The organism is Methylomonas sp. LWB, from assembly GCF_001856095.1.
In the GTDB taxonomy this organism is placed as follows: Bacteria; Pseudomonadota; Gammaproteobacteria; order Methylococcales; family Methylomonadaceae; genus Methylomonas; species Methylomonas koyamae_A.
In genome coordinates this window covers 324815-340710 of the sequence record NZ_MKMC01000023.1, presented here as the reverse complement: position 1 = coordinate 340710, position 15896 = coordinate 324815, and the positions used below count along the sequence as shown (strand labels likewise).

16 protein-coding genes are annotated in these 15896 nt (G+C 56.1%); 5 read left to right on the top strand and 11 right to left on the bottom strand.

Features of this window, described 5'->3' with window-relative positions; all coding sequences use genetic code 11:
* Positions 1-4: 4 nt before the first annotated feature.
* Positions 5-1492 carry a MinD/ParA family protein gene (locus BJL95_RS12205; RefSeq protein ID WP_175463707.1) on the bottom strand — a complete coding sequence of 496 codons (1488 nt, stop codon included), beginning with the start codon at positions 1490-1492 and terminating at the stop codon, positions 5-7.
* 279 nt (positions 1493-1771) lie between these two features.
* On the opposite strand from BJL95_RS12205, the gene BJL95_RS12200 reads away from it, so the two are divergent.
* Together BJL95_RS12200 and BJL95_RS12195 are read left to right on the top strand one after the other, a co-directional pair.
* On the top strand, positions 1772-2308 hold the full coding sequence (locus tag BJL95_RS12200; protein ID WP_064030220.1) for a flavoprotein: 537 nt from the start codon (positions 1772-1774) through the stop codon (positions 2306-2308).
* Complete coding sequence (locus BJL95_RS12195; protein ID WP_071158267.1) at positions 2305-3699, top strand: DUF6513 domain-containing protein; 1395 nt, start codon at positions 2305-2307, stop codon at positions 3697-3699. Before BJL95_RS12200 ends, BJL95_RS12195 begins: the two co-directional genes overlap by 4 nt.
* A 38-nt stretch (positions 3700-3737) precedes the next feature.
* On the opposite strand, the gene BJL95_RS12190 is transcribed toward BJL95_RS12195, so the two are convergent.
* The 8 genes from BJL95_RS12190 to BJL95_RS12155 form a co-directional block, all read right to left on the bottom strand.
* Positions 3738-3968 carry a hypothetical protein gene (locus BJL95_RS12190; protein ID WP_071158266.1) on the bottom strand — a complete coding sequence of 77 codons (231 nt, stop codon included), beginning with the start codon at positions 3966-3968 and terminating at the stop codon, positions 3738-3740.
* A 281-nt stretch (positions 3969-4249) separates the two neighbouring features.
* Positions 4250-4909 carry an HAD-IA family hydrolase gene (locus BJL95_RS12185; protein WP_071158265.1) on the bottom strand — a complete coding sequence of 220 codons (660 nt, stop codon included), beginning with the start codon at positions 4907-4909 and terminating at the stop codon, positions 4250-4252.
* A gap of 90 nt (positions 4910-4999) precedes the next feature.
* Complete coding sequence (locus BJL95_RS12180; RefSeq protein WP_083385963.1) at positions 5000-5683, bottom strand: HAD family phosphatase; 684 nt, start codon at positions 5681-5683, stop codon at positions 5000-5002.
* A 115-nt stretch (positions 5684-5798) separates the two neighbouring features.
* Complete coding sequence (locus BJL95_RS12175; RefSeq protein ID WP_071158262.1) at positions 5799-6365, bottom strand: hypothetical protein; 567 nt, start codon at positions 6363-6365, stop codon at positions 5799-5801.
* The gene (locus BJL95_RS25165; RefSeq protein ID WP_071158261.1) at positions 6365-6823 is read right to left on the bottom strand and encodes a hypothetical protein; all 459 of its coding nucleotides are present in this window, start codon (positions 6821-6823) and stop codon (positions 6365-6367) included. Before BJL95_RS25165 ends, BJL95_RS12175 begins: the two co-directional genes overlap by 1 nt.
* Complete coding sequence (gene ada / locus BJL95_RS12165; RefSeq protein WP_071158258.1) at positions 6820-7893, bottom strand: bifunctional DNA-binding transcriptional regulator/O6-methylguanine-DNA methyltransferase Ada; 1074 nt, start codon at positions 7891-7893, stop codon at positions 6820-6822. The genes BJL95_RS25165 and ada overlap by 4 nt, the downstream gene beginning before the upstream one ends.
* 126 nt (positions 7894-8019) lie before the next feature.
* Positions 8020-8262, bottom strand: coding sequence for a hypothetical protein (locus BJL95_RS12160; RefSeq protein WP_175463706.1), 243 nt, complete (start codon positions 8260-8262; stop codon positions 8020-8022).
* A gap of 13 nt (positions 8263-8275) precedes the next feature.
* A complete protein-coding gene (locus BJL95_RS12155) occupies positions 8276-8710 on the bottom strand; it encodes a carboxymuconolactone decarboxylase family protein (RefSeq protein WP_071158256.1) in 435 nt (144 codons plus the stop codon).
* Positions 8711-8827: 117 nt separating this feature from the next.
* Between BJL95_RS12155 and BJL95_RS23920 the strand changes: the two genes are divergently transcribed.
* Positions 8828-9262: a GntR family transcriptional regulator gene (locus tag BJL95_RS23920; RefSeq protein WP_175463705.1), complete on the top strand. Its 435-nt coding sequence runs from the start codon at positions 8828-8830 to the stop codon at positions 9260-9262.
* A complete protein-coding gene (locus tag BJL95_RS12150; RefSeq protein WP_368086603.1) occupies positions 9154-10293 on the top strand; it encodes a PLP-dependent aminotransferase family protein in 1140 nt (379 codons plus the stop codon). Before BJL95_RS23920 ends, BJL95_RS12150 begins: the two co-directional genes overlap by 109 nt.
* 143 nt (positions 10294-10436) lie before the next feature.
* On the opposite strand, the gene BJL95_RS12145 is transcribed toward BJL95_RS12150, so the two are convergent.
* Together BJL95_RS12145 and BJL95_RS12140 are read right to left on the bottom strand one after the other, a co-directional pair.
* Positions 10437-11570, bottom strand: coding sequence for a methyltransferase (locus tag BJL95_RS12145; RefSeq protein ID WP_071158254.1), 1134 nt, complete (start codon positions 11568-11570; stop codon positions 10437-10439).
* A gap of 1 nt (position 11571) precedes the next feature.
* Positions 11572-12183: a TetR/AcrR family transcriptional regulator gene (locus tag BJL95_RS12140; RefSeq protein WP_071158252.1), complete on the bottom strand. Its 612-nt coding sequence runs from the start codon at positions 12181-12183 to the stop codon at positions 11572-11574.
* A 359-nt stretch (positions 12184-12542) separates the two neighbouring features.
* Here BJL95_RS12140 and BJL95_RS12135 point away from each other — a divergent pair, with 359 nt between their 5' ends.
* On the top strand, positions 12543-15881 hold the full coding sequence (locus tag BJL95_RS12135) for a metallophosphoesterase (protein WP_071158250.1): 3339 nt from the start codon (positions 12543-12545) through the stop codon (positions 15879-15881).
* Positions 15882-15896: the final 15 nt, after the last annotated feature.

The following is a 15896-nucleotide window of genomic DNA, read 5'->3' as shown; positions in this document are numbered from 1 at the left end:
GGTATCAGCCGTCGATAGGGCTTTGGCGGGCAATGGTTAGTTGCTGCTCTCGGGCGTGTTCGATGGCGGTCAACAATGCTTCGCGCCGCGAGGTGAGTTGCCGCATTCGCTGGGACAACGAGGCGAATTCGGTTTGCAAGGCCTGTTCTTGACCAGCCATCGCCGCCAGCGCCTCGGCGGTGGATTCCAGCAACAACTCGCTTTGACTTTGGTAAGGCTTGTTGAAACGCACTTGAAACGCCGCGCGCATGCGTATCGCCAACGCCTCGAAGCGTTCCTCGGTGAAGTCGTCGCGGCCTATCGTGGCGGATAGTTCCTGTTCAAGATCGATTACGTCGCTTGCGTGCGCCTGTCGGTAAGCGTCGCGCAATTGGCGAATCAGGCCGCGCAATTGATCCTCGGCGCCGCCGGTTTGCGCAACCAGCCGGGCGGCGTTGCTTTCCAAGCCGAACATCGGCTCGCGGTAACGGGCGGTGTACAGCGCTTCCAGGGTCGTCACTAATTCGATCAGGCGGGGAGCGGCGTGGTTTTCAGTTTCCAGCCAGCGAAAAAACAGTTGCTTGAAGGCTTGCGGAAACTCGCCGTGGCGCTCGACGAATTCGGCGATGCCGCGCAATAAGGCCGCTTCGGCCTGTTCGCGATCGCCAAGCTTGGAGTTGGCGGGCTCGGCGGGCACAGCAAATCCGATCGCATCCGCCGGGACCTGGCTTTCCATCAAGGCCCCGCGCCAATAATCGCTTAATCCGGTTTGCGGCGACTCGCCGCCGATGCATTTGACGATGTTGTCGGCCAGCGCGGTCAGACAGCGGCTGGCCGGCGACTGGCTGATGAGTTCGACAATGGGCGATTGCAGCGTCACCGAACGCGGCAGGTTTTCGTCGCGCGCGACGTAGCCGCCATAGTCCGCGCGCAAGCTCAGGTATTTTTCGACCACGGCGGCGAAGCGCCGATAGGTTTCCATCGCGGCGGCGTAGTCGGCGGCTTGATTGACGATCACTTTCAACTGGCCGGGGTAATGCCTGGCGTTCAACAGTTTCAGCAGGGAAAAGGCATCGGTCAGCGAGGTCGGCTCGGCGGTGATCACCAAAAACGCCGTTGGGGCGGCCTCGACGAATTGCAAGACAGGTTCGGCGACGCCGGCGGCGGAATCGATCAGAATGTAGTCGTACCGGCTTTCCAGGGCCGTCAAGGCGTCCAACAGCCTGCGCGCTTCGCCGGCGCCGAGATTCGCGCAGGCGGCGATGCCGGACGCCCCCGGCACCACGGCGATGCCGCCGGCGGTCGTGACGACCACCTCGTTGATGGTTTTTTCGCCGCGCAGCACGTGTTCCAGCGTAAACTCGGGACGTAGACCCAACAGAATATTGATGTTGGCAAGTCCGGTATCGGCATCGAATATGCAGACCTTGGCGCCGCGCGACGCCATCGCCGCCGCGATGTTGGCGGTCAAACACGTCTTGCCCACGCCGCCCTTACCGCTGGTAAACGTCATGACATGCGCCTGCCGCGCCGGCTCCGCGCGCGAGTATTCCACCATGGCTCACCCTTCCTTTCGTTGATAGAGATTAAACCGTTAAGCCCGATGAACATTATGCCTAAATCGGTCGGGCGATGCCGTTAAGTTTGACGCTTGCTAACGTCCCCAAGCGGCACGAGTCGGCCACACACCGACTATCCGCCGGCTGAGCGGAGCCGAAGCCGAAGCCCCCTCTCAAACGGCAAAGCCGGCCGCTTCCAGTATAATAAGCGCCCCGCCACCGATACCTTAACCATGACTACGCCGCGTCTCGCCTGGGCCATTACCGGTTCCGGACATTACATAGAAGAATGCCTGGAGTTTATTTTGACGCTGGATCATGTCGATCTGTATCTGAGCCAGGCCGGCGAGGAAGTGCTGAAAATGTACGGCATCAAACTCGACGACATCCGCGCCCAAATGCCGGTGTACCGCGACAAGGCCGCCTCGGCGCCGCCGGTCGGTCTGTTTTACAAGGGCGATTACCATACCTTCGTGATGGCGCCGACCACGTCCAACACCGTCGCCAAATGCGTGCTGGGTATCGCCGATTCGCTGGCGACCAATTTGTACGCCCAGGCCGGCAAGTGCCGGATTCCGAGCATTATCTATCCCTGCGATACCGCACCGGAAATCGAAACCACCGCGCCCGGCCACAAGAAATTCATGGTCTATCCCAGGCCCATCGATTTGGAAGCCACCGACCGCTTGCGCCGCTTTCCCTACACCCAGGTCGTCGACGACGTGGAGCAATTGATCGTCGCGGTCAAGGCCAGACTGGCGGCGCTATGAGCGAAAAAATTCTGTTCATCACCGGCAAATTGGCGGAAAAGCAAGTCCGCCAAGTACTGGAAGCGATGCAGCCGGAATTTCAGTACAAGGTACACGTGATGGGCGTGACGGTGGCCGCGCTGATTACCGTGGACATGATTATCCGCCGCCTGCCGGATGCGCTGGGCGCCGACCGGGTGATACTGCCCGGCCGCTGCCGAGGCGACTTGGCGGTGCTGAGCCAACACTTCGGCGTGCCGGTCGAGCGCGGCCCTGAGGAAATCAAGGATTTGCCGCAACATTTCGGCATGGCCGCCCACCACTACGATTTGAGCAACTACCGCACCAAGATCTTCGCGGAGATCGTCGATGCGCCGAACATCGGTATCGAGGCGATCTTGCAACGCGCCGCCTACTACGTCGCCAACGGCGCCGACGTAATCGACATCGGCTGCCTGCCCGGCACGCCGTTCCCGCATTTGCGCAAGACCATCCAGGCCTTGAAGCAGGCCGGCTACACGGTCAGCATCGATTCGCTGGAAGACGCCGATTTGCTGGCCGGCGCCGGGGCCGGCGCCGATTACATGCTGAGTTTGACCGAGCGCAGTTTGTGGATCGCCGACGAGGTGGCGGCCACGCCGATTTTGATTCCGCAAACCCACGGCGACCTGAGCACGTTGGACAAGGCCATCGAAACGCTGCTAGCCAAGGGCCGCGCCTTCATCGTCGATCCTATTCTGGACCCGATCCATTTCGGCTTTACCGAATCCGTGGTTCGCAATCACGCCTTCCGCCAACGCTATCCCAAGGTGGAGATGATGATGGGCGTCGGCAATTTGACCGAACTGACTCACGCCGACACTTCCGGCATCAATGCGCTGTTGCTGGGCATTTGCTCGGAACTGGACATCGGCCACATCCTAGCCACAGAAGTCAGCAAGCACGCCTGCCGGGCGATCCGCGAGGCCGACCGGGCGCGGCGCATCATGTACGCCGCCAAGCAGCACAACACGCTGCCCAAGCACATTGCCCCCGACTTGCTGACCGTGCACGACACCGCGCCGTTTCTGAACAGCCGTGAGGAAATCGAGACGCTGGCCGGGCAAATCAAGGACCCGAGCTACCGGATTCAAGTCAGCGGCGAGGGTTTGCACGTGTTCAACCGCGACGGCCTGCACACCGCGCTGGACCCGTTCGAGCTGTATCCGAAGCTCGGCGTCGAAGCCGACGGCGGCCATGCGTTTTATCTGGGTGTGGAACTGGCTCGCGCCGAAATCGCCTGGCAACTGGGCAAACGCTTCACCCAAGACCAGCCGCTGAACTGGGGTTGCGCCAGCCAGGCGGCGGAAACCACGGTCGATTTGCACACCTTTAAGCCGGCGGGAACAACGATGAAGCGGCACGAGGACTAAGCCGCCAACGCCCCGGCCAATGCCCGCGACGGGCGGGATTAGAGTTTGAATTTGGCCGCTAATTTGTCCAGCGATTGCGCTTTCGACACCAATTCCCTGGCATTCATCTCGGTTCGCTCCACGGTAACCGGCAAGGCTTGCGCGCCATGCGATACCGATTCGACGCGACCGGCCGTTTCCCTGGTCGCGCTGGCTTGTTCCTTCAGCGCCATGTTGATGCTGTCGACGGACATCGCGACGTGGCTTTGAGATTCCACGATGTTCCGCACCGAATCGCCGGCGTTTTTCGACAGGCCACGTCGGAATCCACCCCCTTTCACGCCGTTTTCATCGCGGTGACGGCCGCTTGAGAGACTCGCCGAATTTTCTCGATCATCTGCCTAATCTCGGTACTGGATGAGCCGGTGCGCTCGGCCAATATGCTGACTTCGGCGGCCGTTGGCTACCCAAAATTGTTGACGTTCTTTTGCCGTCATGCTTTTTTTCCTGCGGTCTTGCATTCGGGCGAAATTTTCACTGATTTTGGCGGTTGCCGGTGAGGCCTGAATGGCTAACGATTGAATGCCGCCATATTAGTAAACCGCTTGAGCAGTTGCGGCAGCTGGGACATATCATCGAATACCGTATTGCCCGAGGTCCGATACGAATCGGCCACGCCGGTTCGTATAAAATGCAGCGGCGTCATGCCTGCGGCTACCGCAGCCGTTACCCCCACTTCGCTATCTTCAATCACCACGCACCGGCTCGGCTCAAAGCCCATTGCACTGGCGGCATATTGGAATAGCCCTGGATCGGGTTTCCACGAACCGATCTCATAGGAACTGAATAGATTGTCACCAAAATAGGCAGCAAGACCGCTGACTGCCAAGGCTTGACGGATTTTCGGAAGCGGCCCGCTGGAGGCAATGCATTTCGGCGAATTCAGGGTTGCGAGCATTTCCAAAACGCCCGGCATGGGCTTCAAATCACACGCGAAGAGTGCCGCAACCCGCTGGCGATAGCGCTGTTCAAACGAATCCGGCAGCTTTAGGCCAAGACAGTGTTCAAGGTCAATCAGAATCGAACTTAGTTTTTGGCCGCGATAGCGCTCGATCAAGGTCTCCAGCGGATCATCCAACTGCGGAAGCAGGTCGAGAAAGGCTCGATTGCACAGTCCTTCGCTGTCCACCAGTGTGCCGTCCAAATCGAAGATGACACAAATATTATTCATCTACCGCATTGCCTACGCTTCGATACGCCATAGCTGGCCGGCTCCGGTCATTTGGTCTGAATTCCGATCTAACCGGTCACGGTTATCAGGTCATGCATTGGCTAACAACTCGCGCGGAAATTGCTCAAAACTCTCGATCACGGTCGAGACCCCTTGGCAGGCGAGAAGCTTGTTGTGCGTTTCAAGCGGACCAAGACCGACGATATGGCCGATGTTGGCGGCATGGGCGGATTGGAAACCGGAAATAGCGTCCTCGACAACGATGCAATCGTACGGCGGCAAACCAATATTGGTTGCCGCCTTGGCGTACATATCCGGCGCGGGTTTACCGGGAAGAGCCCCGTCGTCGAAGACAATCCGTGGCAGATCGAACCACTTATCCAGACCGAGGTGTTGGATGAAAAAATCCAGATTGGTTTTTTCGGAGGCTGTCGCGATGGTACGGGGTATACCTTTGCTAGAAACCAAGTCAAGCAGCGCTTCGGCACCGGGAGACAAAACAAACGTCTCGGGATTTTTTAAACATAAATCCCGATACATAGACTCCTTGATTTGTATCGGCTCAAGCAGCTCCGCTTCTTGAAAGTTTCTGCCGCAGAGATAGCTCAAAATGTGACGATTGGTACGGCCATGCACATGGATTGAAAATTCGTCGTCGTTTAAATGTGAGCCTCTAAGGCGTAGCGCCGTCGCTTGCCAGGCCTGAACGTGCAGCGGTGCATCCCAAAGCAAAACGCCGTTGAAATCAAAAATTATACCTTTGTATTTCATCATGATTACGGGTAGCGATACAGATTGAGGCACCGTACGGTTGGGCAAAATGATGGCCTACGGCTTATCGCACCAACCCCATTTTTGGTAGGGGACATTGCCCTACTTGACGCCATTTTCAGAGCACCCCACCCAGCGATTCCTTGAGCGGTATGTCGGCATTGCGTTTGTACCAGTCATTGAAACGCTGACGATAGGACTCAAACGGCTGATGCAGTTCTATACGCGGATCGTTGCTCAGAGCATAGGCCATGCCTTCGATTAGCCACGGCTCGCCGGTTAGCAGTGCCAGGCTGCCGAAGTGGTCGGCCTGCCAATGATGGATGAGCTCATGCGCCACGTAGTGTTGTTGCCAACCGCGCGGCGCGATGGCGATGGCGAAACTGCCCAAGGTGAATCCGGCCTGGTTCGATAGACCGAATGCAGACCGGCATGGCTCGGTGCGACAAAAGATGATCTTCGGCTCGCCGATAGACAAGCCCCATTGCGCGGCAAGATAAGTTTTCGAGTTGGAAAGTAGCGACTCCGCGGCCGTAAGCTGAGAAACATCGTCTATGCACAGGTTTTGTTCGTTGCAACGGACGCCGAAAGCTTCCGGAATCAGCACCCGAACCGGTTTGAAAACAGCTAACGCCGAAATCGGCAACAGCAGCAGAATCGCCACAGCCCAACCAGTGAATTTCATCAACCTTCCTCCATGCCAGCTAACGCAAAGTACATGCGTGCCTCGTTATTGGTAACCGAATTTTGGCTCATTTTCCGACCGCCGACCGGAATAAGACCGTTATGCTGATAAAAACTGAAGTCCGCTCGAATTCCGGGAGCGGCGGCGTGCAAAGCTCGGAGCATGACCAACTCAACGGGCTGATTTAATCCAAGCATTCGAGCTGCCATTACGGATAATTTGTCAACGTCCAATGAAGCCGACGTTTGATCGATGCTCAGTTCTATTTCGGCGGCCATGGGTAAAAAACGGAGCGTCAAACAGACCGGTGAACCGTGCCACACGATGCCCTTACGTAATTGGTTAGCTTCGACGGTTTCGGCAACCGCCAAGGCATCACGGGCATGGAAAGACAAAATATCCTGTAATCGGTAATTCGTAGGTAGCGGCAATGTGCAAGACAATACGCCGGCATTCATGCTTCACTCTCCCGCCGCAACAACTCGGCTTTGCGCTCCACCCCCCAACGATAACCGGACAAACCGCCATCCGAGCGAACGACTCGGTGACACGGAATTGCGACGGCCAGATTATTGGCGGCACAGGCGCCGGCCACCGCGCGCACTGCCTTCGGCGCGCCTATGCGTTGAGCAATATCGGTGTAACTGACTTTCTCGCCGACTGGGATTTGCCGCAAAGCTTGCCAAACCCGCTGTTGAAATGCAGTACCTCGCATGTCCAGCGGTAAATCCAAGCCGATGGCCGGGGCTTCGACCAAACCGACCACTTTGGCAACCCATCGTTCGAATTCGTTGTCGCCGCCGATCAGTTCAGCCTGAGGGAAACGGTCTTGTAACTCTCGAGCCAGGCGGCCGGGATCATCGCCCAAGGCAATGGCACAAATTCCGATTTCGCTGGCCGCCACCAGAATAGAACCCAATGAGCATTCGCCCAATGCAAACCGAATCCGGCTATTGGCACCGCCGGCACGGTAGTCGGATGGCGTCATACCCAATAGTTGCGGCGATTGCTCGTAAAAATGGCTGCTGGAGTTGTAACCGGCATCATGGATGGCGGCGGTTACCGACTGACTTTTCGCCAGCTGATTCCGAACCCGGTTACCGCGCTGGGCTGCCGCATAGGCTTTAGGTGTCAAGCCAGTGATGGCCTTAAAAATTCGATGAAAATGAAAGGTACTTAGTCCGGCGATAGCCGCCAACTCGGTAAGGCTAGGCTCGGTTTCGGCTGTTTCCAGCAAACGGCAGATTTCGGTCACTTTATCGGCGTGCTGTTCGCGCAAGGCAGGCTGGTCCGGTTTACAACGCCGACAGGGGCGGAATCCGGCCGCTTCAGCTTCTTCTCGGCTGAGATAGAACTGCACATTTTCAGGTTTGGCGGTACGCGCCGGACAAGACGGTCGACAATAAATACCGGTAGTTTTGACCGAGTAGAAAAAGCGACCGTCGGCTGCCGGATCGCGGGCCAACACGGCTTGCCAACGAGGATCGTTTTCTGTTGGCAAAGCGTCGGTTTCAATCGGGTTCGGCATGTCGGCTCCGGATTTCGTTCATTCACGCCGTTAATTTACCCAAATCACCGTGCTTGAACACTCCGAATCTTGCTTTCAAATTCAAATTAGCTTGCTATCAAAACATCTGGAGCATTACTTAACCGTCTAAAGCGTTATGAGCTTTTGAAGATAGGTGCCGTACAGCAGGTTTTCGCCCAGACGAAACCCAATCAGACCTCGCCATTGCTGGTTGCGACGAAATCCGGCCAAATGATAGCCGGCTTGAGTTTGCCGCTGCACTTGGGCTACAAATGCCACCGCATCCGGCAAATGGGGACGAAGTATGCTCATCAGTGGGTAAACCGCCTCAATGTCATCGTTTTCAATAATCTCGTCTATAGATTGCATCATCGAGCTCCGCTTACTCGATTTCCGGCGGCGTTCTCGATGCAATCATCAACCGGTTCCAGGCGTTCATTTCGGCTACCGCAAGCGTCAGGTCGGATAATTCCTGTTCACTGAATTGCGCTTTAGCCAGCTGATAGACGGATTCCGGTACCTCAGCGTCCCTTAACGCCGTGACGGCTTCCGCCCAAGCCAAAGCCGCCAATTCTCGTTCGGTAAACACATTGGCTTCCTTCCAGGCCGCCACCAGATGGATCTTTACGATGGATATGCCGTTCTGTTGCGCCAATGGCGCATGCATATTGATGCAATACGCGCAGCCGTTGATTTGCGAGATGCGCAGCCGTATCAGTTCGAGCAAGCCGTGATCGAGCCCGCAGCCCTGTACGTATTGATGCAAACCGTACATGGCCTGATAGCCGCTGGTTTGATAGCTGAAGCGTTGGGTCATGAGCTACTCCTAATACTGTCGGTCACGTGAAATTGGTGCTATTCTCGCCAATCGAATGGTTTAATAGAAATACCAATAAGTGAAAAAATAACCAGACCAATTTATCGAAATAGAATCGTGAGATTAGCGGAACAGATTGAACTTTCCATTGCAGCGAAACCGGCGCAATGCTCGATCAAAGACTGGATTTACAGCGAGATTCGCTTGGCTATTTTGAGTGGCCGTTTGAAACCTAACGTCAGACTGCCCACTACCCGCGATTTTGCCAAACACTACGGAGTTTCCCGCAGCATGGTGGTTTTGGGCTATGAACAATTATTGGCGGAAGGCTATATTGCATCCCGTACCGGCAAAGGTACGTTTGTCTCAGCCAAACTGCCGGATAGTTTGGATAATGCACCCGCCCCACAAGACCGCGCCGCGGTTTCGGCAAAAGGCAGGCTATCGCAACTGGGTCAAGTACTGGCGGACAGCCCTTTTTTTACGGCGCCGCCGAATCCGCTCCCGTTCCTTTCAAACCCAATCAACCGGATTTCGAGCACTTTCCGCTGAACATCTGGAACCGTATTGCCTCCAAACGTGCGAATGCCTTGCGTCCGCGCAGAATGGGTTACGCCGATCCGACCGGCTATCATCCGTTACGCGCTTCGATTGCAGAACATTTACGGTATACGCAGCGCATTAGCTGCACACCGGAGCAAGTGATCATCACCCACAGCGCCCAGCAAACCCTGGATTTGTGCGCACGCTTGCTGCTCGATCCCGGCGATACGGTGTGGATGGAGGACCCCGGCTATCCCGGCGCGAAAACCTTGTTTGCCGCCGTCGGCGCACGGGTTCATGCCGTACCGATTGATTCGAACGGAATGGATATCGAAGCGGCAATTCAAAACGCCGCACACGCCAAACTGGCCTACGTGACTTCCGCCCACCAATCTCCAATTGGCCCAGCACTAAGCCTCGAACGGCGAATCGCGTTGCTAAAGTGGGCGGAACGCCATCAAACGACGATACTCGAAGACGATTACGACGGCGAATTCCGCTTCCACGGTACTCCGATGGCACCCATCAAAAGTCTTGATGCCAGCGATCGGGTAATTTATATGGGCACGTTCAGCAAACTGTTGTTTCCGAGTATCCGTTTAGCTTATGCAGTGGTACCGGAGTGGCTGCAAACACCGTTTGCGTCGGCGATGAGCCTGACCTGCCGCCACGTCGGGCTGGAAGCCCAAGCGGTGCTGAGCGAATTTATTGCCGAAGGCCACTACGCCAGACATTTGCGACGGATGAAGATGGTCTACCAGGAACGCGCCGAAACGTTTATTACCGCCTGCGATAACCAGTTGAAAGGCCTGCTCGATGTTTGCCCGATTTCCACCGGACTCGATGCCTGCGCATACCTACCGGAAGGATTCGACGACGTCGAGGTAACCCAGCGCTTAAAACAAGGTGGCATTGAAGCACGGCCGCTATCGTTTTACGGCATCGAACGTAAGCCGCCCAGCGGTTTGGTTTTGGGTTTCTCGGCGTTCAGGCCGGAGCAAATTGTCAGTGGAGTCAGCCGGATAAGCGAAATTCTATGACATGCTTTGAAATTGACTGAATACTGAACTATTCGCCGAAGCAAAATTGGCTAAACCAATGCTTGCTTAAAATCACTAACAGCAGTGCCAACTACAAACTTGCCAAGGCCTATCGCGCAAGCTATCGCCGGTTAATTGCCGCGTCATGGCGACGAACGTCGTTGAACGCTACCCAGCACCAGGATGTTTCCGAACGTCCTTAAGCCCACCACCTCCTGCAGCACCAATCCGCTCTGATCCAACAGGCGCCGCCATTCCGCCAGCATCCGCTCCCGGCCGCGCGTGTTGACGAACATCTGCACGTCGAACGCGGCCGTGGCGATGTCGGCGTGGCTGTCCGGCATCAGCATTTCCATCACGGCGATCGTCGCGTCACAGTCTGCGGCGGCGCTCGCCACGTTGGATAAAGCGGCGATGCAAGTGGCATCGTCGAAGCCGTGCAGTACCGCGCTCAGCAGATAGACGTCCTTGCTGCTTTGCGCCTTGGGCACGGATTGCAGCAGGTCGCAGGCTTCAAAGCTCATGCGCTGCAGTGCGGCGCCCTCTCCCCTGTCCTTCCAGAACTGCGCCGCGCCTTGGATGACCTGTTCGCGGTCGGCCACCAGCGCCTTGAGATGCGGATGGCGCTTGAGAATGGCGAGCGATTTTGCGCCCTTGGAGCCGCCGACATCGATGATGCGTTCGAAGTGCGACCAGTCGAAATCGGTGACGAAGCTGTCGCCGGCCAACGCGTCCACGCTATCCATCGCCTGCGAGAACAGCTTATCGAATTCGGAGTTGCCGTCCATATACGAGTAAAACGCCTGCCCGTGCGCCGATTCGAACGGCACGCCGCCGCTACCTACGCCCTGCTCCAATGGCTCGAACCACGGGCGGCTCATTTCCGGCGAGTTGTGCATCAGCACCATGGCGCGAACGCTGTGGGGATGATCCGGGCACAGGCAGGACGAAAGCTGGTTGTTGCGGAAACGACGCGGCGAGACTTCCTCGAACACGCCCACCGCCGCCAACATGCGCAGCAAGCGGTAAAGTGCATCGGCGTCGGCGGCAACGCGTTCGGCGAGGGTTTCGGCAGTAGCTTCTCCGTCGGCCAATACGCCGGCGACGTCCAGCCGCGCGGCGACATACAGTGCCCGAGATTGCCAAAAGGCCGAGCCGATCTGGATCAGGCGGAACGGCGGCGGCACGAGTTTGTTGGGCAGGTTTTGTAGCCAGGCGCCGAATCGGGCGAGTTTGGCGAAGCGGCGCACCGCGCCGGCATTCTTTTGCAATGTCATGTCACGCTCCTGCTTGTGCGGCGACCATGCCCGCCGCCAGCAGTTTGCCGTTGAAAGCGGCGAGTTCGTTGAGGAAGGCTTCGTCCATCTGCCCGCCCATCTGTTCCTCGAAGATGTCTTTCAGCAACATCGGCATCATCGCAAGGCTGACGAAAGCCATCCGCGCCACGTCGGGATTGATTGCCTGATCGACTTGACCGCTGGCCTTCAATTGTCCCAGCCGCCGCGCGCCACCGCTGCGGCCACGTTCCAACAATTGCAGGATAAAACGCCGGCCCGGCCCGTGGTTGAGGGCCAGCACCTTGAGGATGAGCTTGGGAAACTCGGGATGCTTGCGCATGGTGTCGTAATACAGACGCAGATAGTCGGCGAAACCGCCGGCCTCGGACAGCATATCGCTGTCGAGCATGTCCAAGAGAGGCTTGAGCGTCTCGCGGATCATTTCTTCGTAGAGGCCTTCCTTGTTGCCGAAGTAATAGCGGATCATCGAGACGTTCACGCCCGCCTGGTCGGCAATCGCACGAGTGGTAACCTTGTGGTATTCGTCGGCAAGAAAACAGTCCAGCGCCGCCTTGAGCAGCCGCGCATAAACCGGGTCGCGAATATCGTTCATCGTAAAAACTCCTGCAAACCATGATGGCGGCAGGTTAGCACCGGCGGCACAACCGCCCTAGCAGTTTTGCCAATCAAGATGCGGGGTTTGATTGAAGCGCGGAACTATGTGACGCTGGTTTCCAAGCTCCGGTTTGGGAGCCCCGACCTTGGAAGCTCCAGTTTCCAGTCTGGATATGGATAGGAAACCAGAGCTTCCGAGATAGCATTCCCAAGCTGGAGCTTGGGAACGAGAAAATGATAGACAGGATTGTTTAGCATCGGCTCCATTTGTTTATCAATGTAACTTATAAGTTTGTCAAAGCAACATTTTCGTTAGAATAAATAGTTCTTTCAGACTTATTTTTTGCACTGAATTTTATGAAGAACAAACTGACTTGGCTTCATCTCTCAGACATTCATTTTCATCCAAAGACCAAATGGCGCGATAGTGTCGCCCAGGACGGCTTGATCGAATACCTTGGGAGAATGTTTGCGGACGAACAAATACCGCGTCCGGATCTGATTTTCTGTACCGGCGACATTGCTTTCGGCGAAACCGGCTGCTCGCCGTTGGCCGAGCAATATGAAGATGCCCAGACGTTTTTCGACGAACTGCTCAAGGTATGCGGTCAAGATGGCAAGCCATTCCCGAAAGAACGTTTGTTTGTCGTACCGGGCAATCATGACGTCAATCGAGACAGCGTCAACTCGGATGCCCAAGCAATGTTGACACTTCGAGCTCAAGGAGAAGAAGCAAAAAAACATATCGAAGCTATTAATCAACGTTTTGAAGATTGTTCAACCGAGTTTAAAGACGCCATCAAACGGCTAGATGAATACGCCCAATTCATCAACAATTACCTGCCCCACCAAGCCGATACCGACGGGCGGCATTGTTACGCCCAAACCGTTGACATCGATGATTTAAACGTCGGCATAGCCGGGTTCAATTCGGCTTGGACTTGCGCCGGGCCAGAGGATGACCGCACCGTGTGGCTGGCCGCCCAATGGCAATTCAATGCCGCGCAAACGGCAATAAAAAACGCCGATATACGCATCGGCTTAATCCATCATCCTGTCGATTGGCTGAATCAGGCCGACCGCGACATTGCCACATCACGTATTTCCAAGGGCTTTCATTTCTGGTTGCATGGCCATAGCCATAACCAATGGCTTGAACCCGGCCAAAACCACGTCACTATCGCCGCCGGTGCGGTAGGCGCGGAGCATAGCGAAGAGTTCGGCATTAACTTGGTTAGCATCGATTTAGCTACACGCAAAGGCGTGGCGGATTTACACGAACACAAACAAGGCGATAGCGACTGGAAAGTCGCTACGATTGGAAAACATGCGCCACGCGGCCAATGGCTTTTCGATATCCCCGACGGCATCAAAGCCATGCAAGCGTCAGCGCCCATGGCTGACGATTTAACCATTGCGGCGCCTCCATTAACGGAACAGGAAACGCAAACCCCACCACCGGTACCACTACCCGTTAAACGGGAGTTCAAGCTTTATGGCCGAGACCAGCTAATCAAGAACTCGCTAACCAAGCTTAATCAACTGCCGTTCCTGTTGGTATACGGCTTGCGCGGCAACGGCAAATCGAAATTCATCGAAACTTTGGGGCAGGAGCCTTTGTTGAAATCGAAAGAGCCGCACCGTTTTTCGGTTTCACCTTATACAACCGCAGACGAGCTATTTCGCCAGATTGCCACATTACTAGGCGAAACCGCCGAATTTCCCACAGCGCCGCAAGGCGACAGCATCGCCGCCATTGCCGCCGCAATTAAGCAGCGTTACCCCAATCCCCGTCCCGCTTGGATATGGATAGAAAACGCCCATCATTTGTTGGATACGCAAGGATTCCGCGATTCGAAATTACGTTTATTGTTAATGGGGCTGAGCAAGGCCTTGGGCGACCAATGGCATTGGTTGTTCGAATTGCGCGAACGACCGCCGCAAGGTGTGCTGGGCGGTATCGCCAATGAATGTGAAGTGCCGGGCTTGGATAAAAACAGCCTTAAGGAATGGCTAAGCGCGGCCGCTCCGGAGCAGGACGCAAGCGCATGGGCATACAGCGGCGATGAACTTAAGAAGATTTATCAATGGTTAGGCGGCGGCCATGGTGACCAGGCGCATCCGTTGGCGACGCAACTGCTGATCGAGGTGGCTGTAGGACAAAACGAAACGCCGTTGCAAGTGTTAGAGCGTCACCGCGAATATTTCGATGAAGGTATCGAGAACCGATTGCTAGGCGACCTTTACCGCAATGTATTAAATGAGGCGGAACGCCAATTGTTACAAGCTTTTGCCTTGTACCGGAGCGCGATTCCCCATGACCATGTGGATATTTTGGAACACCGGCTAAATGCAACGAATGCATGGGAAGGCCTGGATCGCCGTTGCCTGTTGTCAAGCAACGCCGCACATACCGAATATTATTTGCACAGTTTTATTGCCGGTTGGTTACGCTCGCGCCAGTTGGGCTACACGGTGCAAAGTGAAGAAGACGGCGGCGATTTCGCGGCAACCACCGGGCAAGCTCAAATAGAGCAGACGCGTTCCTTGCATTCGGCAATTGCCCAGTGCTGGTTAAAGCAATTGGGCAGCAGCAAGCGCATGACTCAGCTTAATATCTCCCGCGCGTTGGAAGCCTTCCATCACCTGATCGCGGCAGGCGATAACGAGCGCATCCAACACATCTCAGTGGAATTGCTAACCGGTAATAAAGCGTGGGCGCAGCAGCGCATAGAGCAGTTATACAACCATCTTCATAAAACACATGCGCCGATTGCGCAGTTGCGAGCTGCCTTGGAATATGCGGCCCACTTGAATCCGGACGACCATAAAGTCCAGCGCTTTTTGGGCGAATGCTGGGCTAAGGAAGAAGGCTGGAGCAGCGATAAAGCATTGGTGTGCTTCGAAAATGCCTGCCGCCTGGATTCTAGCTTTCCGCCCTATTGGGCGAATCTGGGGAGAGCTTTATCGACGCGCGGCCGCGACGGCGCGGAAGCTTTTCTAAACCGTTTGGACAGTTTAGAGCAAGAACATCCTAAAGTTTTTGATGACCATGTGCGTTCCATACAAGCTGACTGCCTCAAGCTGGTAGGCGATATGCAAAAAGCCGCCGCGTTGCGTATGCAATACATCAATGCCGGCAGCAAACACGCCGCGTTCTACGCCGATGAAGCCAAGGCGCGGTTGGCAGCGGGGGATGCCGCAGGGGCGTTGGAAATACTCGACCTGGCGCAGAAAAACGGTTGCGCCAACGATTACACGCAATCGATCCGCGCCAATGCGCTGCAACAAACCGACCCCGAGCAAGCCGCCGCGTTGCGGATGGCGAAAATTAACGCCGGCAGCAAAGACGCCGCGTTCTACGCCGATGAAGCCAAGGCGCGGTTGGATGCCGGCAATGCCCCAGGGGCATTGGTTATACTCGATAAGGCGCAGAAAAACGGTTGCGCCGACGACTACACGCAAGCTGTCCGCGCCAATGCGCTGCAACAAACCGACCCCGAGCAAGCCGCCGCGTTGCGGATGCAATACATCGATGCCGGCAGCAAAAACGCCGTGTTCTACGTTGATGAAGCCAAGGCGCGGTTCGAAGCGGGGGATGCCGCCGGGGCGTTGGAAATACTCGACAAGGCGCAGAAAAACGGCTGCGCCGACGACTACACGCAATCGATCCGCGCCAGTATCTTAAGACGCTGAGGATATGTTGGGTTC

What these genes read in the sequence shown, in the direction of transcription:
- BJL95_RS12185 (WP_071158265.1), bottom strand. Translation starts at nt 4,909, where the DNA reads ATGAATAATATTTGTGTCATCTTCGATTTGGACGGCACACTGGTGGAC.
- BJL95_RS25165 (WP_071158261.1), bottom strand. Translation starts at nt 6,823, where the DNA reads ATGAATGCCGGCGTATTGTCTTGCACATTGCCGCTACCTACGAATTAC.
- BJL95_RS12195 (WP_071158267.1), top strand. Translation starts at nt 2,305, where the DNA reads ATGAGCGAAAAAATTCTGTTCATCACCGGCAAATTGGCGGAAAAGCAA.
- BJL95_RS12140 (WP_071158252.1), bottom strand. Translation starts at nt 12,183, where the DNA reads ATGAACGATATTCGCGACCCGGTTTATGCGCGGCTGCTCAAGGCGGCG.
- BJL95_RS12180 (WP_083385963.1), bottom strand. Translation starts at nt 5,683, where the DNA reads ATGATGAAATACAAAGGTATAATTTTTGATTTCAACGGCGTTTTGCTT.
- ada (WP_071158258.1), bottom strand. Translation starts at nt 7,893, where the DNA reads ATGCCGAACCCGATTGAAACCGACGCTTTGCCAACAGAAAACGATCCT.
- BJL95_RS12160 (WP_175463706.1), bottom strand. Translation starts at nt 8,262, where the DNA reads ATGCAATCTATAGACGAGATTATTGAAAACGATGACATTGAGGCGGTT.
- BJL95_RS12155 (WP_071158256.1), bottom strand. Translation starts at nt 8,710, where the DNA reads ATGACCCAACGCTTCAGCTATCAAACCAGCGGCTATCAGGCCATGTAC.
- BJL95_RS12200 (WP_064030220.1), top strand. Translation starts at nt 1,772, where the DNA reads ATGACTACGCCGCGTCTCGCCTGGGCCATTACCGGTTCCGGACATTAC.
- BJL95_RS12135 (WP_071158250.1), top strand. Translation starts at nt 12,543, where the DNA reads ATGAAGAACAAACTGACTTGGCTTCATCTCTCAGACATTCATTTTCAT.
- BJL95_RS12175 (WP_071158262.1), bottom strand. Translation starts at nt 6,365, where the DNA reads ATGAAATTCACTGGTTGGGCTGTGGCGATTCTGCTGCTGTTGCCGATT.
- BJL95_RS12145 (WP_071158254.1), bottom strand. Translation starts at nt 11,570, where the DNA reads ATGACATTGCAAAAGAATGCCGGCGCGGTGCGCCGCTTCGCCAAACTC.
- BJL95_RS12205 (WP_175463707.1), bottom strand. Translation starts at nt 1,492, where the DNA reads ATGACGTTTACCAGCGGTAAGGGCGGCGTGGGCAAGACGTGTTTGACC.